Origin of the sequence: Rhodopseudomonas faecalis (assembly GCF_003217325.1) — a bacterium.
GTDB classification, from domain to species: domain Bacteria; phylum Pseudomonadota; class Alphaproteobacteria; order Rhizobiales; family Xanthobacteraceae; genus Rhodopseudomonas; species Rhodopseudomonas faecalis.
In genome coordinates, this window is record NZ_QJTI01000012.1 from 78,895 (window position 1) to 99,742 (window position 20,848).

Below are 20,848 nucleotides of genomic sequence, written 5' to 3' on the forward strand. Positions count from 1 at the left end.
TCCGGTGCGATTAACGAAAAATTAGCGCTGGAATTAACCTTTCTATTAACCATGAGGGCTATGCGTCAGTCACGCCTGTCACCTTAGAGGGGCAAGCTGCCCGCCAAATCAAAGAAAGTTGGAGAAAGACGATGAATTTCGATCTCTCGAATCGCAACCTTGCCCAGAAGATCTCGATCCTGGTTTTGGGTATCACCCTGTTCGTCACCGTCGCGATCGGGGGCGCTGGACAGATGGCGCTGCAGAAGGTCAGCGCTCAGAATGCTAACAACGCGAGCGTTGCCTCGCTCGGCCGGCTCGTCGATCAGGGTGGAGCCGTTTTGTCGCCGGTGACCAATTCCGATGGAAGGGTCGTCGGCATGCTCGTGATGAGCAAGGATGCTGGACCCGCGGTGATGCCGGCGTCGTTTGACGGCAGCATGGCGATCCAGACCTCGGACTCGGTTGTGGTGTCGAACACCCCGGCTGGCCCGAATGCCAAGACCCTGCTGGTGCTCGCCGGTCTGGCCGTGTTTGCGGTGGTTGGTTTTGTGGGTACCCGGATCTCCCGCGGTCTGCTCGAGCCGCTCGGCCAGCTTGAGAAGGACATCGACGAACTGGCTCGTGGCAACACCCAGGTTCGCCTGCATGCCCTGAACCGCACCGACGAAATCGGCCGCATCGCTCGCTCGATGGCCAAGATCCAGGAATCGCTGGTTGAACTGGCTCGCATCAAGACCCAGCGCTTCACCGCTGCCGCGCCGACCCTGATGAACAGCCTGAAAGACTTCTGGGAAGGCTTGAAGTCAGCAGCCCGCAACGCCCGTGAACTGATCTCGGCGGACGGCAATATGGTCGGACAGTATATGCAGAAGTCCTGGTCGAACTGGATTCACAACGGCCTCGGCATTCCGAAGCGCGCCTGAGGTCGGTGTCGCACGGCGCGCTGACCGACTGCAGCGGAAAGCGCGCCCGGGACACAAAGCTCAGATTTCGGCTTAAGCCACAGCAACAAAAGCCCGCGATCTTCGCGGGCTTTTTTATTGTCCGGTCCATTTGGGCCGCAGGGCGCACACCCGCCGCCGCAGACCGCGGCTTTGCTCGATCGACGCGGGCCCGGCTCGATCAAGCGGTTACCGCGCCCGCCGCTCCGGCCACCGCCCGCTCTCGCGCAGCCATCCTTTTCGCCGCACACTTCTCCCGGTCACCGGGTCATGGCCGGTCTACGCTCGCGAGCGAGGCCTATAGCGATCAGATCAAGCCGCGCACGGTCGCTGCCAAGCCGAGAGGGGCAGCCGCGCCAGGCTATTTTTTGATCGCGCCGCCTCGGTCGCCACCGTCTCAGAGCGCCGCGGCTAGCCCGATGGCGCTGTCCGCCCGCCCGGCGCCAGTGGCACCCGCCGTCGTCGGCGCCGCCTGATCCGCGCGTCATGGCCGGGCACGTTGTTCAGCCCGGAGACATGACCGACGGGTGTTCGGGGACATAGCCGACACATCCTAGCGGCATAGTGGCTGGATTTGGCGGTTGGAGGCCAAGTCCATGCCCTGGCGTGAGATGTCGGTAATAAATCAGAGGCGTGCGTTTGTGCGGCTCGCGGCGCAGGACGCGGGGCGAATCGGCGGCCCTCAAATTTCTGCGCGTTTGCAGACCGCCGAGCCTGTCAGAGCACCGCAGCCCTCGGGCTGCCGGACCACCAGCGATGACAAGCTCGGTCTCAGCCGCGCATCAGATTGCGAGTTCAGCGATTGCTTCGACAAATCCCGGTTCAGCATCGCGCATCGGCAAAAGGCCGTCGTAGCCACGCCGCCCGAACAACAAGGTGTGCGGCATCAAATTGATGCACGACGTGATTCAGCCCGAAGAGAAAACAGCGAGGAGAGGGGGTGATCGATGATCGCCAGCCTCAGCGATCAGCACCAGCACAACGCGAAACGCCGCGCAGGGCCGCAGCAAGCGGCGCCAACCGGCGATCGTTGAACCAACAATGTCGTTAGAAATTCTGGAGCGGGCGAAGGGATTCGAACCCTCGACCCCAACCTTGGCAAGGTTGTGCTCTACCCCTGAGCTACACCCGCATCCGAGAAGCGCTAGGCGGCGGCTTGGCCGCCAGCGACGAACAGACCTATGCCAAAACCCGCCGCCGAATGCAACACCGCATCTGAAGAATATCTTCGTCATGTTGATGGTGGGCCAACAACCCGGCCGGATCGCGATTGAAAACCGGCCGCGCAAGCGCCACCTATCCGTTGAAACGCGCCCGATCTTCCCGCACATCCGGCTTCGCAATGCTAATGCGCGGAAATGACGAGGGGATTTTGGCGCGGCCACCATTCTCGGACCCCCATGCGCCGGCCGCCGAGCCGTGTTAAAGGGGTTCCATCATTGCAATAGGGCGAGGACGACGTGACGATCCTAGACGAGGGCAACGCGGCAGGGCCGCAGGCGACGGCCGATTTGATCAAGGACACCAGCACCCCGGCTTTCGTCAAAGACGTGCTGGAAGAGTCCAAGCGGCAGCCGGTGCTGGTCGATTTCTGGGCGCCGTGGTGTGGTCCCTGCAAGCAGCTGACCCCGATCATCGAGCGGGTGGTTCGCGCCGCCGGTGGCCGGGTCAAGCTCGTTAAGATGAACACCGACGAGCACCCCTCGATCCCGCAACAGATGGGCATTCAATCGATTCCCGCCGTGGTGGCGTTTGTGGGTGGCCGTCCGGTCGACGCCTTTATGGGCGCGGTGCCGGAGAGCGAGGTCAAAGCCTTCATCGACCGGCTGACCGCCAATCTGCCCGGCAATGGCTCGCCCCAGGTCGCCGAGCTGATCGACGAAGCCGAGGCGGCGCTCGCCGCCGGCGATACCGCGACCGCCGCATCGATCTATGCCGAGGTGCTGACCGCCGACGCCGCCAATATTCCAGCGATCGCCGGGCTGGCGCGCTGCTATCTCGAAGGCGGCGCGATTGAGCAGGCCAAGCAGACCCTGGAGATGGTGCCGGAAGCCAAGCGCGAAGACGGCGCGGTGAAAGCGGTGCAAGCCGCGATCGAGCTTGCCGAACAGGCCAGCTCGCTCGGCCCGCTGGCGGAGCTGGAGCAGAAGGTCGCCGCCGATCCGCGTGATTTTCAGGCGCGTTTTGACCTGGCGCTGGCGCTCAATGCCGCCGGCAAGCGGGAAGACGCCACCACCCAGCTGCTGGAAATCGTCAAGCGCGACCGCAAATGGAACGAAGACGGCGCCCGCAAGCAGCTCGTCCAGCTGTTTGAAGCCTGGGGCGCCACCGACCAAGCCACCATCGAGGGCCGCAAGCGGCTGTCGACCATCCTGTTCTCCTAGCAAAGGGCCGGGCCGCCATGCCGATCAATGCCGACTATCGCGGACCCGGCGATTTGCCCGAGGTGATCCCGGTGTTCCCGCTGCCGGGCGCGCTGCTGTTGCCGCGCGGCCAGATGCCGCTCAACATTTTCGAGCCGCGCTATCTGGCGATGATCGACGACGCGCTGCGCGACGGCCATCGCTTGATCGGCATGATCCAGCCGGACGCCAGCCATTCCGGCGGCGACAGCAAGCCGAAGCTGTTCGAAGTCGGCTGCGTCGGCCGCATCACGCAGTTCGCCGAAACCGGCGATGGCCGCTATCTGTTGGAACTGACAGGGGTTTCGCGCTTCAAGGTGGTCGAGGAACTGACCGTGAAGACCCCCTATCGGCAGTGCCGGGTCGATTTTTTTGCCTTTGTCGACGATTTCGAGGCTCGCAAGGGCGAGGACGACGTCGACCGCGACGCGCTGCTCGAAGCGCTGCGCGGGTTCCTCAAGGCCAATCACCTCAAGGTCGATTGGGACGGCATCGAGAACGCGCCCAACGAAGCGCTGGTCAATGCTTTGGCGATGATGTCGCCCTACGGCTCGGCCGAGAAGCAGGCGCTGCTGGAAGCCCCGGACCTCAAAACCCGCGCCGAAATCCTGGTGGCGGTCACCGAGATGGAGCTGGCCAAGAAGCGCACCAGCGGCGATCCACCGCTGCAATGACACCGCAGCAATGACCATGACGAATTTGACGCAGCGCCCCGCGGCGGGCGGCGCGCCCGTGCTATAGCAGCGGCGCCCAAAATGGCTTTCCGACGCATTTTCTTGACGCCGACCGGCAGCCATTTTGCTCGAAATCGCTATAGAGTGTTTCACCCCAAAGGAATTATTGGACTGTTGTGATGAGCCCGACCTCTTCCGATGGCGCCGCCGGTGCCGTCGATCGCAAGCTTCTCGATATCCTGGTTTGCCCGATCACCAAGGGCCCGCTCGAATTCGACGCCGCGCGCCAGGAACTGATTTCCCGTCGCGCCAAGCTTGCTTATCCGATCCGCGACGGCATTCCGATCATGCTGCCGGAAGAAGCGCGCAGGCTCGATTGAGTGCGTTCTTGGCCCGGTCGCTCTTGGCCAAGTTGCTCTTGGTCCTTTTGCTCGAGGCCGAGTCGCTTTTGGCGGGGCGCGCTGCTGATGGCTGCACTGTCCGCGTCCCTTGCGGTGGCTGAGGCGCGCGAGAGCGTGGTCCGGATTGGGGCCATCGACGCGGTGCTGCACCTTCCCGAGGGCGCGCGGCAGCCGATTGCGCTGCTGATCGCCGGATCCGGCCCCACCGATCGCGACGGCAACGGGCCGCGCCTGTCACCGGCAACCCTGAAAAAGCTCGCCGCGGCATTGGCGGCGCGCGGGATCGCCAGCCTGCGCTACGACAAGCGCGGCGCCGGCCCCTGGAAAAGCGAATTCGGACGGCTCGAGGGTTTTCGCTTCAGCCATTTTGTCGATGACGCCGCGGCGTTGCTGCGGTTCGTGACCGAGGACGGCCGCTTTGGATCGATCGCCGTGATCGGTCACAGCGAAGGCGGTCTGGTGGCGATGCTTGCGGCGCAGCGCGTCGCGGTCGCTCGAGTGGTGCTGCTGACCACCGCCGGGCGTCGCCAGGGAGATCTCTTAAAGGCGCAATTGCAACGCCAGCTCGCACCGCCCGCCTACGCGCCCATCGCCGCAGCGATCGACGCAATCATGGCCGGGCGCATCGTGGATCCGCCACCCCCGGGGCTGTCGATTCCAGCTGCGATGCAGCCGGCTTTCGCTTCAGCGTTTGCCGAGGATCCGATCAAGCCGCTGACCGAGCTTGGACAGCCTGTCTTGATCGTCGGCGGTGGCCGTGACCGCCAGGTCGATCGCCAGGATTTTGAGAAGCTGACCGCTGCACGGCCGTCGGCGCGCCAATTATGGCTGCCGCGCATGAATCACGTGCTGGTCGAGGTCGGAGACGATGACGACGACCTCGCCTCGTACACCCAGCCGGAGCGCGAGCTGGCGGACGGGCTGGTCGACGCCATTGCGGCATTCATCACCGCCGACCGGCAATGACGACGGCCGGCGACGGTCTGCTACAGCGCTTCGCCCTTCAAGAGCCGCGGCACTTCGCCGGTCAGCCCGGCGGCCTGACGGATAAACAGCTCTTTCAGCGGCGGCAGCCGGTCGACCAGGCCGAGTCCGATGTCGCGCACGCTGCGCAGCAGCTGCGACTGGTTCGAGAACAGCAGGTTCAGCGAATTGGTGGCCACGCCCATCGCCATGGTGTCGAACCGCCGCCAGCGCTGATAGCGCTCCAGCACGTTGAACTGACCGAAATCGACCCCGAGCCGCGCGGCATCGACCACGCATTCGGCGAGCGCCGCGACATCCTTGAGGCCGAGATTGAGGCCCTGCCCGGCGATCGGGTGGATGACGTGGGCGGCATCGCCGACCAGCGCCAGCCGCGGCGCGATGAAATCACGCGCCACGAAATAGCCGAGCGGAAACGCGCGCGGCTGATCGAGCGCCTTCAATTCGCCGAGCCGCAGCCCAAAGCGCCGCTCCAGCTCCTGATGGAATTCGCGCTCCGGCAACGCGGCGATGCGCGCCGCGTCAGCGCGGCTTTCGGTCCACACCAAGGAGGAGCGCTTGCCGGTGAGCGGCAGGATCGCGAACGGCCCGGCGGGCAGAAAATGTTCTTCCGCGCAGCCATTGTGCTCGCGCTCATGGCCGACCGTGACCACGATGCCGGATTGGTCGTAGTCCCAGCCATAGGTCGGAATGCCGGCGCGCTCGCGCAGTTTGGAGCGGGCGCCGTCGGCCGCGACCAGCAGCGCGGCATCGATCACGCTGCCATCGCCGAGCGTCACCGCAATCGCTTCCGGCCTTGTGTCGTAGGACGTCACCGCAGTGGCGCGCAGATCGATGCCTTCGGCTTCGGCGCGCTGCATCAAGGCGTCGATCAGATGGCGGTTCTCGACCATGTGCGCGAACGGCTCGCCGGGCACCACCGGACCGGCGAAGGTCAGAAACACCGGGCGGGTGACGTCTTCGAGCTGACTGTCGGTGACCACCATATCGACGATCGGCTGCGCCGATTCCGCCACTTGCGGCCAGACCTCGAGCGCCTCGAACAGCCGGCGGCAGGCCGCCACAATTGCGGTGGCGCGCGGGTCGCGGCTCGGCCGCGTCGCGAAGGCCGGATCGGCGACGATCACCGGGACCTCTCGGCCAAGCCCCTGGCGTAGCGCCAGCGCCAGCGCCAAGCCGGCGAACGCGCCGCCTCCGATGACAATGCCACGCGATGCTGTCATATTGATATGTCTCACTCTTGCCTGTTGCACGGAGCTGGGCGAAACAAGCACCTAAGGCGCGGGGCGGTGCTTGGTTCGCTTCTATCAGACATCGACGGTCCTGTGAAACCGCCCTCCCCGCGCGCGCGCCGGGTGCGCCAATTGAGCAGAAGGCCCACGGATGCCGATGTCGAAAAGCCTTATTGACCTGATTTCGATCCTCGATCTCGAGCCGCTCGAGGAGAATTTATTTCGCGGAACCAGCCCGAAAACCTCGTGGCAGCGCGTTTTCGGCGGCCAGGTGATCGGTCAAGCCATGGTCGCAGGCTGCCGCACCGTCGAAGCCCGGCTGCCGCATTCGCTACATTGTTATTTCATCCTGCCGGGCGACCCGCAGATCCCGATCATCTATCAGGTCGAACGGCTTCGCGACGGCCGCAGCTACACCACCCGCCGCGTCACCGCCATTCAGCATGGTCAGGCGATTTTCACGCTGATGATGTCGTTCCACGTCGAGGAAGACACCGCGTTCGACCATCAAGACAAGATGCCGGATGTGCCGCCGCCCGAAAAATTGAGCGGCGAAGAGATCATCAAGCAGCCGTTCTTCAAGGAAATGCCGGACTTCATCCGGCGCTATTACGAATCCGACCGGCCGATCGAACTGCGCCCGGTCGAGCTCAGCCGTTACTTCGGCCAGAAAATTCCGGACGGCCGCATGCATGTCTGGATCCGCACCGCGGCGCGGCTGCCCGATGATCCGGCGCTGCACATGTGCGCGCTGGCCTATGCCTCCGACTTCTCGCTGCTCGACGCCGCGATGGCGCGCTATGGCCGCACGCTGTTCGACAAGCGCATGATGCCGGCCAGCCTCGACCACGCCATGTGGTTCCACCGGCCGTTCCGCGCCGACGAATGGCTGCTGTACGCGCAGGACTCGCCGAGCGCGCAGGGCGGCCGTGGCCTGACCCGCGGTCAGATCTTCCGGGCCGACGGCACGCTGGTCGCTTCGGTGGCGCAGGAAGGCTCGCTGCGCGAGCGCAAGGAACAACCCGCGGGCTAAGCTGCGGCTGTCACGGACCCACGCCCGCGCACGATCGCGGGCGCTTCCCATTGCCATGACGATCTGCCCCGCTCGGGCAATCGCGGCGACAGACCCCGTGCTGCCCGCGCTTGGCGCGAGGCGGGCAGCCCCAAATTGCAAGCCGTGCAGCATCAAAGACGTGGATGGCCGGGACGAGCCCGGCCAAGACGCGTGGATATAGCGTTGTCGAGCGAAGTGAGTCCCGGCTCGCGTTCCGCGGCGCGGATCGCACGGTTAGTTGCGCTGTCGCAAGATGCGCCGCGATCAAGTGGTGACTGCCAACACTGATCGGCCAATCGGTGCGCGATCTCAGCCCAGCAGCAAGGCAAATGCGCTGATCACCACGCCAAGCCGGCGCACCTGCACTGCGATGGTAGCGAAGTAGCAAGGATGTCTCTGCTCGCTTGCTAGGCAGTTAGCGATGATGAACGCATTGCCGCCCACTGCGCGGGCACGGATGACTAATAACTAGGCGGAGTTGTTGCCCCCCTGGCACGCAACCGCCCCTCAAGCCCGAAAAAACCCGCAATCATAAATCGTTAGGCATTTTCGCCGGTCTGGCACGCCATTTGATTCTAGGGGCGATGGCTGGCCCGCGTAGTGAGACTCCGCGTGGTGAACCTCAGTCGAGATCGCCCGGTCATGTATCGGCCGGGCCCAAGCGGGGATAGACCCATGAAGATAGTTATGGCGATCATCAAGCCATTCAAGTTGGAAGAAGTCCGTGATGCGTTGACCGCGATCGGCGTGCACGGCCTGACTGTCACTGAAGTCAAGGGTTATGGCCGACAGAAGGGCCACACGGAAATTTACCGCGGCGCCGAATATGCGGTGAGCTTCCTGCCCAAGATCAAGATCGAGGTCGCGGTCGCTTCCAATCAAGTCGACAAGACCATCGAAGCCATCACTTCCGCAGCGAAAACCGGCCAGATCGGCGACGGCAAGATCTTCGTGATCGGCCTCGACCATGCCGTGCGCATCCGCACCGGCGAGTCCGATACGGCAGCCCTGTGATTTCGCGCTCACCAATCACTCAGGAGTATTACACATGACGTTCACACGTCCCAACGGCGCGGGATTAGCTGTGCTTGCAGGCAGCCTGTTTGCAGCGACCGCCGCCTACGCCGAGCCAACCGTCAACAAGGGCGACAACGCCTGGATGATGACCTCGACCATCCTGGTCCTGCTGATGATCATCCCCGGCCTGGCGCTGTTCTATGGCGGCCTGGTTCGTTCCAAGAACATGCTGTCGGTGCTGGCGCAGATTTTCTACACGGTCTGCGTCGCGATCCTGATCTGGGTGCTGTACGGCTACAGTCTCGCCTTCACCGGCGGTTCCGACTTCATCGGCGGCTTCTCCAAGGCGTTCCTGATGGGCGTCACCACCGACTCGAAGGTCGCGACCTTCAGCGTCGACGCCAACATCTCGGAGCTGATTTACATCTGCTTCCAGGCGACGTTCTGCGCCATTACCGCGTCGCTGATCGTCGGCGCCTTCGCCGAACGCACCCGCTTTGCCGCGGTGGCTTTGTTCATGCCGCTGTGGATCACGCTGATCTACCTGCCGATGGCGCACATGGTCTGGTACTGGCCGGGCCCGGATGCGATCGACGCCGCTGCCAAGGCACTCGCCGCTGCGACCGACGAAGCCGCCAAGGCTCAGGCCCAGGCTGCGCTTGACGCGATCAACGCCGACGCCGGCTTCCTGTTCAAGAAGGGCGCGCTCGACTTCGCAGGCGGCACCGTGGTGCACATCAACGCTGGTATCGCCGGCCTGATGGGCGCGCTGTTGGTTGGTAAGCGTCTCGGCTACGGCCGTGAGCTGATGGCACCGCACTCGCTGACCATGACCATGATCGGCACCTCGCTGCTGTGGATTGGTTGGTTCGGTTTCAACGCCGGTTCGAACCTCGAAGCTTCGGGTGGTGCGGCGCTGGCCATGACCAACTCGTTCGTTGCCACCGCCGCCGCGGCGCTGTCCTGGATGTTCGCCGAATGGATCATCAAGGGTCATCCCTCGGTGCTCGGCGTGCTGTCGGGTGCGGTCGCTGGTCTGGTCGCAGTGACCCCGGCCGCAGGCTTCTCCGGTCCGATGGGCGCGATCGTGCTCGGCCTGATCGCCGGCGTGGTCTGCCTGTTCTTCTGTACGGTCGTGAAGAATGCGCTGAAGTATGACGACTCGCTCGACGTGTTCGGCGTGCACTGCATCGGCGGCATCGTCGGCGCGATCGGCACCGGCATCGTGGTCAACCCGGCGCTCGGTGGTACCGGCGTCATGGACTACGCCACCGGCAAGATCGCTGAGTACGACATGGTGACTCAGCTGATCTCGCAGTCCTGGGGCGTCGGTGTGACGCTGCTGCTGTCGGGCATCGGTTCGGCGATCATCTACAAGGTTGTCGATCTGATCGTCGGCCTGCGGGCGACCGTCGAAGTGGAGCGCGAAGGCCTCGACCTCGTCGAGCACACCGAGCGTGCCTACAACATGTAACCAGCTTACCGGCCTCCGCCGGTAGCTCCGGATCGGACAACGACCCGGCAAACGTCCAACCCGGAGCAGGGCTCCAGCGCAAGCTGGGGCCCTTTTTCTTGTCCGGTTCTTTGTCCGGCACTTTTTCGATGCGACTTGAGGGCCCGCCCCCGGGACTGCCGCAACGGTTCGGTGCGCAGCTGGGCACCGATGGTTAATCGCGTCTTAACCTCGCCCTATCTATGGTGATCTGATCCGTTTCCGCTCGATCCGCGAGCGATCGACGCCCGTGAAAAGTGCTGGCGCTTCCTGATGGTTATGATCGCTTCATCCCGCGTTGCGCAGGGGGCCGGCAGCCCATCCGGCGACGAACGCTCACCCTTCGCTCGGCTCACCGAGCTGTTGGCGCCGCATCAGCCCGGCCTGCCGCTGATCAACCTGTCGCTCGGCGAGCCGCAGCATGCGCTGCCGCCATTCGTCGGCGAGGTGCTGGCGCGGCACATTGCCGAATTCGGCCGCTATCCGATGGCCAAGGGCATCGAGCCGTTCCGCCAGACCGCAGCGGCCTGGCTTGGCCGCCGCTTCGCCCTGCCGCGGCCCGTTGACCCGGACAGCGAAGTGCTGGTGCTCAATGGCAGCCGCGAAGGGCTGTTTCTGGCGGCGCTGGCCGCGGTGCGCTACGTGCCGCCGCGCAATGGCCCGCCCGCGATCCTGCTGCCCAATCCGTTCTATCCGGCCTATGGCGCCGGCGCCCGTGCCGCCGGCTGCGAGCCGGTGTTCATGCCGACCACTGCCGCCTCCGGTTTTCTGCCCGACCTCGCCGCGCTCGACGCCGCGACGCTGGAGCGCACGGTGGCGCTCTATCTGGCCTCGCCGGCCAATCCGCAGGGCGCGGTCGCCTCGCGGGACTATTTCGTGCGGCTGAAGGCGCTCGCCGACCGCCACGGCTTCATGGTGCTGGCCGACGAATGCTATTCGGAAATCTATACCGGCGAGCCGCCGGGCAGCATGCTGGAAGTCGCCGGGCCCGATTTCGCCCAGGTGGTCGCGTTCCAGTCGCTGTCCAAGCGCTCCAACCTGCCCGGCCTGCGGGTCGGCTTTGCCGCGGGCGATCGCAAATTTCTTAGCGTTTTTCACGAGTTGCGGAACGTCGCGGCGCCGCAGGTGCCGATGCCGCTGCAGCATGTCGCGATCGCCGCCTATGGCGACGAGAGCCATGTCGAAGAGAACCGCCGTCTGTACCGGCAGAAATTCGACCTCGCCGATCAGATCCTCGGCACGCGCTACGGCTATCGCCGGCCGGCCGGCGGCTTCTGCCTGTGGCTCGATGTGTCAGCGCAAGGCGGTGATGAGGTCGCCACCGTGCGGCTGTTCAAGGAAGGCGGCGTGCGCGTGGTGCCGGGCAGCTATCTGGCGCGCGCCCAGGCCGACGGCCGCAATCCCGGCGCCGGCTATATCCGGGTGGCGATGGTCCAGGACCCCGCCACCACCGAGCAAGCGCTGCTGCGCATGGTGCAAGTGCTCGATCGCACGGAAGCGCGGTGAGGATGGCCACGATGGAGCGGGTCATTCCACTGGTCGCCCACCTGCCGCACAGCATTCGCGAGATGCTGGCGCGCCGGCTGCGCGAACTGGCGGGCCTTGGCCTGATCGGGGCGGCGATCGCCGCCGCGGCCGCACTGATGAGCTGGTCAGTGCAGGACCCCAGCCTCAGCCACGCCACCTCGCGCAAGATCAACAATTTCCTCGGCTATCCCGGCGCGATCGGCGCCGATCTCGCCATGCAGATCCTCGGGCTCGGCGCGATCATGACCGTGCTGACCGTGGCGGTGTGGGGCTGGCGCATGATGATGCACCGGCCGTTCGACCGCGAGGCACTGCGGATCGCGGCCTGGATTCTCGGCACTGCGATCGCCTCTGGCCTCGCAAGCTGCTTCCCGACGGTCGGAACCTGGCCGCTGCCGACCGGCATCGGCGGCGTGGTTGGCGATGCGTTGGTGCGCGCGCCGGCGGTGGTGTTCGGCCCGCCGGGCTTTTTGTACCGGGTCGTGCTCGGCAGCATTTTCGCCGTCGCCATGGTCGGCTGCTTCCTGGTCGCCTGCGGTTTTGGCGCCCGCGAGCCGGAACCGACCCCGATCGAGACCGACGACGCGCCGCTCGAGCTCGACGACGACCGCGACGGCGGCTCGGCGCTGCTCGGCTGGGTGGTCCATGCCGCGATGAGCCTGAAGGCGCGGGTGACTCGATTGGCAACACTTGGGTACCGCGCGCTGGTGTCGAGCGCGCCGACCGGCCGCGCCGCCAGCTTCGAGCGCCAGGAGCCGGTGCTGGGCATGCGCCCGAGCCCGTCGATCGCGCCGCAGGCCGACGATCCGCGCGGCCTGGACGAGGAGCCGGACGAGCCCGATTTCGAGCCGGAGGACGAAGAGGACGACGAGCCGCCGGTGGTGCGGGCGCCGCGCAAGAAGGCCAGCTCGCGCCAGCCGGCCCGCAAGCCGGCCAGCCGGTTCGAGCTGCCGCCGGTGTCGGTGCTGACTGCGCCGCGCGCCGCCGATCGCCAGCCGCTCAGCAAGACCGAGCTCGAGACCAATTCGCGCGCGCTGGAAGGCGTGCTGCAGGATTTCGGCGTGCGCGGCGAAATCATCAAGGCGCATCCCGGCCCGGTGGTGACGCTGTACGAACTCGAGCCCGCACCGGGCATCAAATCATCGCGCGTGATCGGCCTCGCCGACGACATCGCCCGTTCGATGAGCGCGCTGTCGGCGCGCGTCGCGGTGGTGCCGGGTCGCAACGCGATCGGCATCGAGCTGCCCAATCCGCATCGCGAAAAAGTGTACCTGCGCGAATTGCTGAGCATGAAGGACAGCAATGAGACGGTGCACAAGCTGCCGCTGTGCCTCGGCAAGAACATCGGCGGCGAATCGATCATCGTCGATCTGGCGCGCATGCCGCATCTGCTGATCGCCGGTACCACCGGCTCCGGTAAATCGGTGGCGATCAACACCATGATTCTCAGCCTGGTCTATCGGCTGCGCCCCGATCAGTGCCGGCTGATCATGGTCGATCCGAAGATGCTGGAATTGTCGGTCTATGACGGCATTCCGCATCTGCTAACCCCGGTGGTCACCGATCCGAAGAAGGCCGTCGTCGCGCTGAAATGGGCCGTGCGCGAGATGGAAGAGCGCTACAAGAAGATGGCCAAGCTCGGCGTGCGCAACATCGACGGCTACAACAACCGGCTCGGCGAAGCCAAAGCGCGCGGCGAGGAACTGACCCGCACCGTGCATACCGGCTTCGACAAGGAGACCGGCAAGGCGATCTACGAGGAAGAAAAGCTCGATCTGGAGCCGCTGCCCTATATCGTCATCATCGTCGACGAAATGGCCGACCTGATGATGGTCGCCGGCAAAGACATCGAAGGCGCGGTGCAGCGGCTCGCGCAGATGGCGCGCGCCGCCGGTCTGCACGTGATCCTGGCAACGCAGCGGCCGTCGGTCGACGTCATCACCGGCACCATCAAGGCCAACTTCCCGACCCGCATCTCCTTCCAGGTGACCTCGAAGATCGACAGCCGCACCATTTTGGGCGAGATGGGCGCCGAACAGCTGCTCGGCCAGGGCGACATGCTCTATATGGCCGGCGGCGGTCGGATCTCGCGCGTGCACGGCCCGTTCGTGTCGGACGAGGAAGTCGAGAAGGTCGTCAAACACCTGAAGTCGCAAGGCTCGCCGGAATATCTCGAGGCGGTCACCGCCGAAGAACCGGGCGAGGAAGACGGCGCGGTGTTCGATTCCACCGGCATGGGCGGCGGCGGCGATGGCGACCTGTTCAGCCAGGCTGTCGCGATTGTGAAACGCGACCGCAAAGCCTCCACCAGTTATATTCAGCGCCGGCTGCAGATCGGCTATAACCGCGCCGCGTCGTTGATGGAACGCATGGAACAAGAGGGCATCGTCGGCCAAGCCAACCATGCCGGCAAACGTGAAATCTTGATCGCTGAAGACGACGGCGGGTTCTGACAAGGCGGGTTCAGTGATGGCGTCGATATCTCCTCCGGGGGCGCAGTCCCGAAATCGCCACAGCATTGCCGTAGCGGCTCGGCGGGAGATCTCTGGCGCAGCATGCGTCGCCGTTGAACAGGACCGGATTTTGAACAGCGATCTGACCATCAGCGATTGCGGCGCGGGCCGCGCCGTGCCGGCCCGAACCGGCGGCGCCTGGCGTTTGACGCTGGCCGCGGGGCTGACGCTCGGGCTGATGCTGGCGCCGGCCGCGGCCGAAAACGTGCCGGTGCCCAAGCCGGCGCCGAAAGCACGCGACGATCTGCAATTTTCGACCGCTGGCGCCGCCCATGCCGCGCCGGCGCCGCGCGCCGCACCGGCCGTGACCGGAAGCAGCAGCGCCGTGCCGCCGGAGCCGGTGATTCCCGATCCGCGGCGGCACTCGCCCTCCAGCCTGTTCACCACTTTCGACAGCACCCAGAAGGCGCAGGCCGCGCGCGTCAGCGCCTATCTGTCGTCGCTGCAGACCCTGGTCGGCAATTTCGTGCAGGTCGGCCCGGATGGTAGCCGCACCAAAGGCGACTTCTATATTCAGAAGCCCGGCAAGGTGCGTTTCGAATATGACGAGCCCTCGCCGATCGCGATCGTCGCCGACGGCTCCTCAGTCGCGGTGCGCGATCGCAAGCTCGCGACCCAGGACATCTATCCGCTGTCGCAGACGCCGCTGCGCTATCTTTTGTCCGACCGCATCGATCTTTTGCGCGACACCAATGTGGTCAGCGTCACCGCCGATGAGCTGTACATCTCGGTGGTGATCGAAGAGAAGCAGGTGATGGTCGGCACCAGTCGCTTACTCTTGATGATCGGCACCAAGGACGGCCAGCTCAAACAGTGGACCGTCACCGACCCGCAGGGTTACGACACCACCGTGGCGGTCTATAATCTCGACACCACCAGAAAGCCCGACCCGTCGATGTTCAAGATCGACTTCACCAACTACGCGACGCCGCCTGGCTAGCACCGCTTCGGTCCTCACACCCTCGAGACCGATCCGAGCCGCGCAAACGTTTTTGCGCCGCTCAGCGTGCTTGCCGCGCGCCGTCTCCTGCAGATTGTCATGCGCTTCACGCTCTCGACCTGGAATATCAACTCGGTGCGGCTGCGCATCGACCTGGTGGCGAAGTTTCTGAAGGTTCAACAGCCCGACGTGCTGTGCCTGCAGGAAACCAAATGCCCCGACGATGCCTTTCCGCTCAAACAGTTTCGCCGGCTCGGCTATGAGCACATCGCGCTCAACGGCCAGAAGGGTTATCACGGCGTCGCGGTGATCTCGAAGCTGCCCTTTGCCAGCACGGAAATCCGATCGTTCTGCGACAATCTCGATTCGCGGCACATCTCGGTGTCGTTCGCCGCGGAATCGACCAAGGCGCCGCTGCTGCTACACAATTTCTATGTGCCGGCCGGCGGCGATGTGCCCGATCCCGAGCTCAATCCGAAATTCGCGCACAAGCTGTCATTTCTCGATGAGATCCGCGAGTGCGCGCCGCTGCATCCGCAAGGTGATCAACGGCACATTCTGGTCGGCGATCTCAACGTCGCGCCGCATGAGCACGACGTCTGGTCACACAAGCAACTGCTCAAGGTGGTGTCGCATACTCCGATCGAATGCGAAAAGCTGCTGGCCGCGCAGCAGCACGGCAACTGGATCGACGTCGCGCGCGACCGCATCCCGCTCGATCAGAAGGTCTATACGTGGTGGAGCTATCGCGCCGCCGACTGGACGGTCGGCAATCGCGGCCGTCGGCTCGACCACATCTGGGTGTCACCGGCGCTGCGCGGCAGCGTGCAGGATTTTTCGATTTTGCGCGATGCCCGTAGCTGGGAGCGGCCGAGCGACCACGTGCCGGTGACCACGGTGCTTGAGCTGTAAGACACAACGTCAGCGATGCTTCGGCGGAAGTCTCAAACGACTGCGGATCGCGGGGCTACTTGCCGTGCTACGCCGCGATGACCTGGCATGCCCGCGCTTGTCGCGGGTATCCACGCCTTAAAAGCAGAGCAAGTTCAAAGACGTGGATGGCCGGGACGAGCCCGGCCATGACACGTGAGAGCCGTTGATGGCCGCTGCTACGAGCCGAGCTTGGCGCCGGCGGTGAGGATTTCGCTGGCGATCTGGCTGGTGCGATCGGCAAAGGCGTCACGCAGCCGCCGGGCCGCCGCCGGGTCGGCTTCCAGCACCCGCTGAAACAGGCTGCGTCCGATCCGCACCACCACGGAATATTCCTCGGCGATCGCGGTCGCGGGCCGCGGCAACGGCACCAAGAGTGCCAGTTCGCCGATCAGGGTGCCCGGTTCGGCGAGAATGACATGGCTGCCGTCATCATCGCTGATCCGCACCAGGCCGCGCTGCACCACATAGCCGGCGTCGGACGGATCGCCGGCTTTGAACAGCACGTCGCCGCGCGCCAGCACTTTTTGCTCCGAGCCGATCGCAAGCATGCGCAGCGAAGCCTCGCCCAACAATTGCAGCGTCGGGACGCGCTCCAACAGCGCAACATCTTCTTCAATCGACATGCAAGACCGGCTGGTCGTACCCTTTCAGAATTCGCCACACAGTAACGAATCGTCGGCCGAATCGTATCACGGCACCAACTTGTATCCACCGGCTTCGGTGACCAGGATCTCCGGATTGGCGGCATCGCGCTCAATCTTTTGGCGGAGGCGATAGATGTGGGTCTCCAGCGTGTGGGTGGTGACGCCGGAATTGTAGCCCCACACCTCCTGCAGCAGGGTCTCACGCGACACCGGCATCAGCCCCGAGCGATACAGGAATCGCAGGATCGCGGTTTCCTTCTCGGTCAGCCGCACCTTCTTGGTGTTGGTGGTCAGCATCTTGGAGCCGGGGCGGAAGCTGTACGGCCCGACGGTGAACACCGCGTCCTCGCTGGCTTCGTGCTGGCGCAGCTGCGCGCGAATCCGCGCCAGCAGCACCGCGAACCGGAACGGCTTGACCACATAGTCATTGGCGCCGGATTCCAGCCCCAAAATGGTGTCGGATTCGGTGTCGTGGCCGGTCAGCATGATGATCGGCGCCTTGAAGCCGCCCTTGCGCAGGCTGCGCACCACTTCGCGGCCATCGGTGTCGGGCAGGCCGACATCCATCAGCACCAGGTCGGGCGCTTCCGACTTGGCGGCATGCACGCCCTTGGCGCCGGTGTCGACCGCCGACGCCTTGAACTCTTCATGCAGAGACAATTGCTCGACCAGCGCCTCGCGCAGATCAGTGTCGTCATCCACGATCAGGATCTTGCGTGCGTTCGGCATTGTCGGTCCTCTAGGCGGGGCCTGGAGACGCACCCATGACGGCTGACCGGCCATGAATGCGCTCCCAAGCTGGAAAGCGCTGGGTTATCGAATGCAGATAGGAACAGTTACCGCAGAAGTGAACTGTGCTGCGACGAAATTTACGTCCCTGTGAGCGTTCGGAACAGCTTTCGGACCGGTGAATGATGATGAAACTGCAAACCCGCGCCAAACCCCGGCGGCGCGCGGCGGCGACGCCGCAGATTGTGGTGCGGGCGGCGGCCGGTAACCGCAGCCGCGGCTGGCTGAGCTGCGGAACGCTGACGATTCCGGTGGCGCTTGGCCGCGGCGGTATCCGCGCCAATAAGCGCGAGGGCGACGGCGGCACCCCGCTCGGTCGGTTCCGGCCGCTGCGGCTGTGGTGGCGAGCGGACCGGGCGCCGCGGCCCGCCACCAAGCTGCCGGTGCGCGCCATCACGCCCCGCGATGGCTGGTGCGAGGACCCCGCCGACCGACATTATAATCAGCCGATCACGCTGCAGCCCGGCCAGAGCGGCGACCGGCTGCGCCGCGATGATCATCTCTATGATTATATTATCGAAATCGACCACAACCAGCGGCCGCGGGTCGCCGGCCGCGGCAGCGCGGTGTTCGTGCATCTGGCGCGTGACAATTTCGGGCCGACCGCCGGCTGCATCGCGATGCGCAAAAGCGCGATGCAGCAATTGCTGCGGCGGATCGGCCCGCGCACCCAGATCGTGATCGGCTGAGCCGGGTCAGGCCGCAGGCGTCGCCGTCGGCGCCGCAGCGGCCGGGCGATGGCCGAAGATCGCCGAGCCGACCCGGACATGGGTGGCGCCGAACTGGATCGCGATCGCGAAATCCGCGCTCATGCCCATCGACAGCTTGGTCAGGCCATTACGCTTGGCGATCTTCGCGGTCAGCGCGAAATGCGGCGCCGGCGCCTGATCGACCGGCGGGATACACATCAGCCCGGAGATCACAAGGCCATACTGCTCGCGGCAGCGCCGGATGAAATCGTCGGCCTCGGCCGGAGCGATGCCGGCCTTTTGCGGCTCCTCGCCGGTGTTGAGCTGCACGAACAACTCGATCAGCCGGTCCTGCTGCGGCAGTTCCTTGGCGAGTGCCTGACACAGGCTGTCGCGATCGACCGAATGGATGGCGTCGAACAGCGCCACCGCATCCTTGGCCTTATTGGATTGCAGCGGCCCGATCAGATGCAGCGTGGTTTCCGGATGGGACTGACGCAGCGCCGGCCATTTCGACTTGGCCTCCTGCACCCGGTTCTCGCCGAAATGACGCTGCCCGGCGGCCAGCACCGGCGTGATGGCGTCGGCGAAAAACGTCTTGGATACCGCAATCAGCGTCACTTCGCTGCGCTCGCGCCTCGCGTCGGCACAGGCTCTGGCGATCTCTTGCTCGACGGCAGCAAGCCCACAGGCAGAATCATCGATCATCGCGCGATCGCTCCAGAATTGTGATGACGAACATGGTGAAGCTGGCCTTGCCGACGACGCGCGATCGCGACCAATCGTTCATGACCTTGGTAATTGTACTGGATCGATCGCATTTTAGCGAATTCCAGAAAGCCTTCTTGAGCCCTCTTCCCTTAGCGTGACTACGGGGAGAGGGACGAACGGATGTCACGCATCGGTTTCCACCGGCAACGCGCAAGACTCAAGGGTATTTACGGCATCAAGGCTCGCCTGGTGCTGCTCACCATGATTCTGGTTGTGCCTTTGATGTTGGAGCGGGTGCGTTCGCTTGAAGGCGAGCGCGCCAAGGAAATTGCTTCGGCATCGAGCGAGCTGCAGAGTCTGGCGCAGCATTCCGCCGCCGCGCAGCGCGAGATCATCTCCTCGGTCGAGGCGGTGCTGAAATCATCGGCCTATATCCATGCCTCGGCGGCCGAGATCGGCCGTAGCTGCGCGACGATGCGCGCCAGTCTGCGCGTTGATCTGCCCTCGATCCGGATGCTGATGGCCGCCGACAAAGACGGCGTGGTGCGCTGCTCAACCTCGTCGAGCTTCCTCGGCACCGTGATCCGCGACCGGCCCTATTTCCAGAAGGCGAAGGAAACCAACGACTTCGTCGTGAGCGACTTCATGGTCGGCCAGCGCTCCAACAAGGGCACGATCCTGGCCGCCTATCCGGTGTCGGCGATCTCGCCGGGCGATGAGACCGTGATTATCGCCGGCCTCAACCTCGACTGGATGTCGGGGGTGATGTCGAACCTCGGCGGCCGCCCCGGCGTCACCGCGGCATTGGTCGACCGGCACGGCATTGTACTGGCCTCGACACCCGACAAGGTGGAATGGGTCGGCAAACGGTTTTCGGAAACGCCGAACGGCGTGGCGGAAGGCGACTATTCCAGCTCCGAACTGCCGCCATTGGAGATCAATCAGCGTGGCAGCAGCCGTGCGGTGCTGTACGCGCCGATCAGCGGCACCACGGCGCGGCTGGTGGTCAGCATCGACGAAAGCGAAGTGTCGGCGCAGATCAACGGCGCGATCCGCAACGCCTATCTGCAATTGGCGCTGGTGTGTTTGATCGCGCTGATCGGCGCGCTGTTCGCCGCCGAACGGCTGATCGTGCGGCCCATCAACATGCTCACCGACGTAGCCGGCAAATTCGGGCACGGCAATTGGTCGGCCCGGGTGGAACACAAGCGGCTGCCGGCTGAATTCGTGCCGCTGGCGCGCGCCTTCAACGCCATGGCGGCGCGGCTCGCCGAGCGCGAGCGCGGCCTGGTGGCGATCAACAACCGCCTCACGGTGATGGCCTCGATCGACGTGCTGTCGGGGCTCGCCAACCGCCGCGGCTTCCAAAGCCGGCTCGATTTCGAATGGATGAAGGCCGAGCAGACCGAGACCGCTTTGGTGCTGCTGATGATCGACGTCGATCATTTCAAGCCGTTCAATGACACTTATGGTCATCCGGAAGGCGATGCCTGCATCAGCCAGATCGGCGCCACCCTGGCGATGATCGCCAATGATGCCAATGGCTTCGCGGCCCGCTACGGCGGCGAGGAGTTCTGTCTGCTGCTGCCGCATACCGAGATCGACCGTGGCCTTGAGGTCGGCAACCGGCTGCGCGCCGCGATCGAGGAACTGGCGATTCCCCACCGCACCAGCCCGTTCCAGCACGTCACCATCAGTATCGGCGTCGCCGGTGCTTATCCGAGCAGTTCCGGCTCGCCGCGCGACCTGCTCGAAGCGGCCGACGCCGCGCTCTACACCGCCAAACACCGCGGCCGTAACGCGGTCGCCGAACACGGCCTGCCGCCGTCATTCGAGCAAACCGGCGTCGCGCTCGCGAGCTGAAGCTGACGTGCTAGGCCGCCGACCGGCCGCCTTGCGGCCGATTGGAACCGGCTGACCCAA

General features: G+C 64.8%; 19 protein-coding genes and 1 tRNA gene. 15 read left to right on the plus strand and 5 right to left on the minus strand.

The genetic code is table 11. From position 1 onward, the window contains the following. Positions 1–131: 131 nt before the first annotated feature. Positions 132–905 (plus strand): HAMP domain-containing protein, encoded by a 774-nt coding sequence (locus BJ122_RS11320; RefSeq protein ID WP_103011879.1) that lies wholly within the window; start codon positions 132–134, stop codon positions 903–905. 614 nt (positions 906–1,519) lie between these two features. Then, complete coding sequence (locus BJ122_RS19020) at positions 1,520–1,867, plus strand: hypothetical protein (protein WP_146227182.1); 348 nt, start codon at positions 1,520–1,522, stop codon at positions 1,865–1,867. A gap of 113 nt (positions 1,868–1,980) precedes the next feature. On the opposite strand, the gene BJ122_RS11325 is transcribed toward BJ122_RS19020, so the two are convergent. Next, positions 1,981–2,055 (minus strand) — tRNA-Gly (locus BJ122_RS11325). Between the two features lie 328 nt (positions 2,056–2,383). Between BJ122_RS11325 and trxA the strand changes: the two genes are divergently transcribed. The 4 genes from trxA (at position 2,384) to BJ122_RS11345 (ending at position 5,366) form a co-directional block, all read left to right on the plus strand. Beyond that, positions 2,384–3,307: a thioredoxin gene (gene trxA, locus BJ122_RS11330; protein ID WP_110781129.1), complete on the plus strand. Its 924-nt coding sequence runs from the start codon at positions 2,384–2,386 to the stop codon at positions 3,305–3,307. 17 nt (positions 3,308–3,324) lie between these two features. Continuing rightward, a complete protein-coding gene (locus BJ122_RS11335) occupies positions 3,325–3,999 on the plus strand; it encodes an LON peptidase substrate-binding domain-containing protein (protein WP_110781130.1) in 675 nt (224 codons plus the stop codon). Between the two features lie 179 nt (positions 4,000–4,178). Beyond that, positions 4,179–4,379, plus strand: coding sequence for a Trm112 family protein (locus BJ122_RS11340; protein ID WP_110781131.1), 201 nt, complete (start codon positions 4,179–4,181; stop codon positions 4,377–4,379). Beyond that, positions 4,380–5,366 (plus strand): alpha/beta hydrolase, encoded by a 987-nt coding sequence (locus BJ122_RS11345; protein ID WP_245407702.1) that lies wholly within the window; start codon positions 4,380–4,382, stop codon positions 5,364–5,366. 20 nt (positions 5,367–5,386) lie between these two features. Here the strand turns inward: BJ122_RS11345 and BJ122_RS11350 are convergent, their stop codons facing one another. Next, a complete protein-coding gene (locus BJ122_RS11350; RefSeq protein WP_110781133.1) occupies positions 5,387–6,607 on the minus strand; it encodes a ubiquinone biosynthesis hydroxylase in 1,221 nt (406 codons plus the stop codon). 166 nt (positions 6,608–6,773) lie between these two features. On the opposite strand from BJ122_RS11350, the gene tesB reads away from it, so the two are divergent. From tesB to BJ122_RS11385, 7 genes are all read left to right on the plus strand, one after another. Next, positions 6,774–7,649, plus strand: coding sequence for an acyl-CoA thioesterase II (gene tesB / locus BJ122_RS11355; protein ID WP_110781161.1), 876 nt, complete (start codon positions 6,774–6,776; stop codon positions 7,647–7,649). A 696-nt stretch (positions 7,650–8,345) separates the two neighbouring features. Beyond that, a complete protein-coding gene (locus BJ122_RS11360; RefSeq protein WP_027278916.1) occupies positions 8,346–8,684 on the plus strand; it encodes a P-II family nitrogen regulator in 339 nt (112 codons plus the stop codon). A 34-nt stretch (positions 8,685–8,718) separates the two neighbouring features. Beyond that, complete coding sequence (locus tag BJ122_RS11365) at positions 8,719–10,161, plus strand: ammonium transporter (protein ID WP_181418932.1); 1,443 nt, start codon at positions 8,719–8,721, stop codon at positions 10,159–10,161. Between the two features lie 291 nt (positions 10,162–10,452). Next, the gene (locus tag BJ122_RS11370; protein WP_110781135.1) at positions 10,453–11,685 is read left to right on the plus strand and encodes an aminotransferase class I/II-fold pyridoxal phosphate-dependent enzyme; all 1,233 of its coding nucleotides are present in this window, start codon (positions 10,453–10,455) and stop codon (positions 11,683–11,685) included. 2 nt (positions 11,686–11,687) lie between these two features. Next, entirely contained in the window at positions 11,688–14,159 is a 2,472-nt protein-coding gene (locus BJ122_RS11375; protein ID WP_430694778.1) for a DNA translocase FtsK, read from the plus strand. A gap of 238 nt (positions 14,160–14,397) precedes the next feature. Then, a complete protein-coding gene (locus tag BJ122_RS11380; protein ID WP_110781162.1) occupies positions 14,398–15,159 on the plus strand; it encodes an outer membrane lipoprotein carrier protein LolA in 762 nt (253 codons plus the stop codon). A 99-nt stretch (positions 15,160–15,258) separates the two neighbouring features. Further along, the gene (locus tag BJ122_RS11385) at positions 15,259–16,071 is read left to right on the plus strand and encodes an exodeoxyribonuclease III (protein WP_110781137.1); all 813 of its coding nucleotides are present in this window, start codon (positions 15,259–15,261) and stop codon (positions 16,069–16,071) included. Positions 16,072–16,268: 197 nt separating this feature from the next. On the opposite strand, the gene BJ122_RS11390 is transcribed toward BJ122_RS11385, so the two are convergent. Together BJ122_RS11390 and BJ122_RS11395 are read right to left on the minus strand one after the other, a co-directional pair. After that, a complete protein-coding gene (locus BJ122_RS11390; RefSeq protein WP_110781138.1) occupies positions 16,269–16,715 on the minus strand; it encodes a cyclic nucleotide-binding domain-containing protein in 447 nt (148 codons plus the stop codon). A 66-nt stretch (positions 16,716–16,781) separates the two neighbouring features. Beyond that, positions 16,782–17,465: a response regulator transcription factor gene (locus BJ122_RS11395; RefSeq protein ID WP_027278909.1), complete on the minus strand. Its 684-nt coding sequence runs from the start codon at positions 17,463–17,465 to the stop codon at positions 16,782–16,784. 188 nt (positions 17,466–17,653) lie between these two features. Here BJ122_RS11395 and BJ122_RS11400 point away from each other — a divergent pair, with 188 nt between their 5' ends. Continuing rightward, entirely contained in the window at positions 17,654–18,214 is a 561-nt protein-coding gene (locus tag BJ122_RS11400) for a L,D-transpeptidase family protein (RefSeq protein ID WP_181418937.1), read from the plus strand. Between the two features lie 6 nt (positions 18,215–18,220). Here the strand turns inward: BJ122_RS11400 and BJ122_RS11405 are convergent, their stop codons facing one another. Next, on the minus strand, positions 18,221–18,922 hold the full coding sequence (locus tag BJ122_RS11405) for a YggS family pyridoxal phosphate-dependent enzyme (protein ID WP_110781139.1): 702 nt from the start codon (positions 18,920–18,922) through the stop codon (positions 18,221–18,223). A 183-nt stretch (positions 18,923–19,105) separates the two neighbouring features. Here BJ122_RS11405 and BJ122_RS11410 point away from each other — a divergent pair, with 183 nt between their 5' ends. Beyond that, entirely contained in the window at positions 19,106–20,788 is a 1,683-nt protein-coding gene (locus BJ122_RS11410; RefSeq protein ID WP_110781140.1) for a sensor domain-containing diguanylate cyclase, read from the plus strand. Positions 20,789–20,848 lie beyond the last annotated feature (60 nt).

Bases quoted from the DNA above. Each gene is read 5' to 3' on its own strand.
- BJ122_RS11395 (WP_027278909.1), bottom strand. From the start codon at position 17,465: ATGCCGAACGCACGCAAGATCCTGATCGTGGATGACGACACTGATCTG.
- BJ122_RS11320 (WP_103011879.1), top strand. From the start codon at position 132: ATGAATTTCGATCTCTCGAATCGCAACCTTGCCCAGAAGATCTCGATC.
- BJ122_RS11410 (WP_110781140.1), top strand. From the start codon at position 19,106: ATGTCACGCATCGGTTTCCACCGGCAACGCGCAAGACTCAAGGGTATT.
- BJ122_RS11385 (WP_110781137.1), top strand. From the start codon at position 15,259: ATGCGCTTCACGCTCTCGACCTGGAATATCAACTCGGTGCGGCTGCGC.
- tesB (WP_110781161.1), top strand. From the start codon at position 6,774: ATGTCGAAAAGCCTTATTGACCTGATTTCGATCCTCGATCTCGAGCCG.
- BJ122_RS11375 (WP_430694778.1), top strand. From the start codon at position 11,688: ATGGCCACGATGGAGCGGGTCATTCCACTGGTCGCCCACCTGCCGCAC.
- BJ122_RS11380 (WP_110781162.1), top strand. From the start codon at position 14,398: ATGCTGGCGCCGGCCGCGGCCGAAAACGTGCCGGTGCCCAAGCCGGCG.
- BJ122_RS11365 (WP_181418932.1), top strand. From the start codon at position 8,719: ATGACGTTCACACGTCCCAACGGCGCGGGATTAGCTGTGCTTGCAGGC.
- BJ122_RS11350 (WP_110781133.1), bottom strand. From the start codon at position 6,607: ATGACAGCATCGCGTGGCATTGTCATCGGAGGCGGCGCGTTCGCCGGC.
- BJ122_RS11400 (WP_181418937.1), top strand. From the start codon at position 17,654: ATGAAACTGCAAACCCGCGCCAAACCCCGGCGGCGCGCGGCGGCGACG.
- BJ122_RS11405 (WP_110781139.1), bottom strand. From the start codon at position 18,922: ATGATCGATGATTCTGCCTGTGGGCTTGCTGCCGTCGAGCAAGAGATC.
- BJ122_RS11360 (WP_027278916.1), top strand. From the start codon at position 8,346: ATGAAGATAGTTATGGCGATCATCAAGCCATTCAAGTTGGAAGAAGTC.
- BJ122_RS11370 (WP_110781135.1), top strand. From the start codon at position 10,453: ATGGTTATGATCGCTTCATCCCGCGTTGCGCAGGGGGCCGGCAGCCCA.
- BJ122_RS11390 (WP_110781138.1), bottom strand. From the start codon at position 16,715: ATGTCGATTGAAGAAGATGTTGCGCTGTTGGAGCGCGTCCCGACGCTG.
- BJ122_RS11335 (WP_110781130.1), top strand. From the start codon at position 3,325: ATGCCGATCAATGCCGACTATCGCGGACCCGGCGATTTGCCCGAGGTG.
- BJ122_RS19020 (WP_146227182.1), top strand. From the start codon at position 1,520: ATGCCCTGGCGTGAGATGTCGGTAATAAATCAGAGGCGTGCGTTTGTG.
- BJ122_RS11340 (WP_110781131.1), top strand. From the start codon at position 4,179: ATGAGCCCGACCTCTTCCGATGGCGCCGCCGGTGCCGTCGATCGCAAG.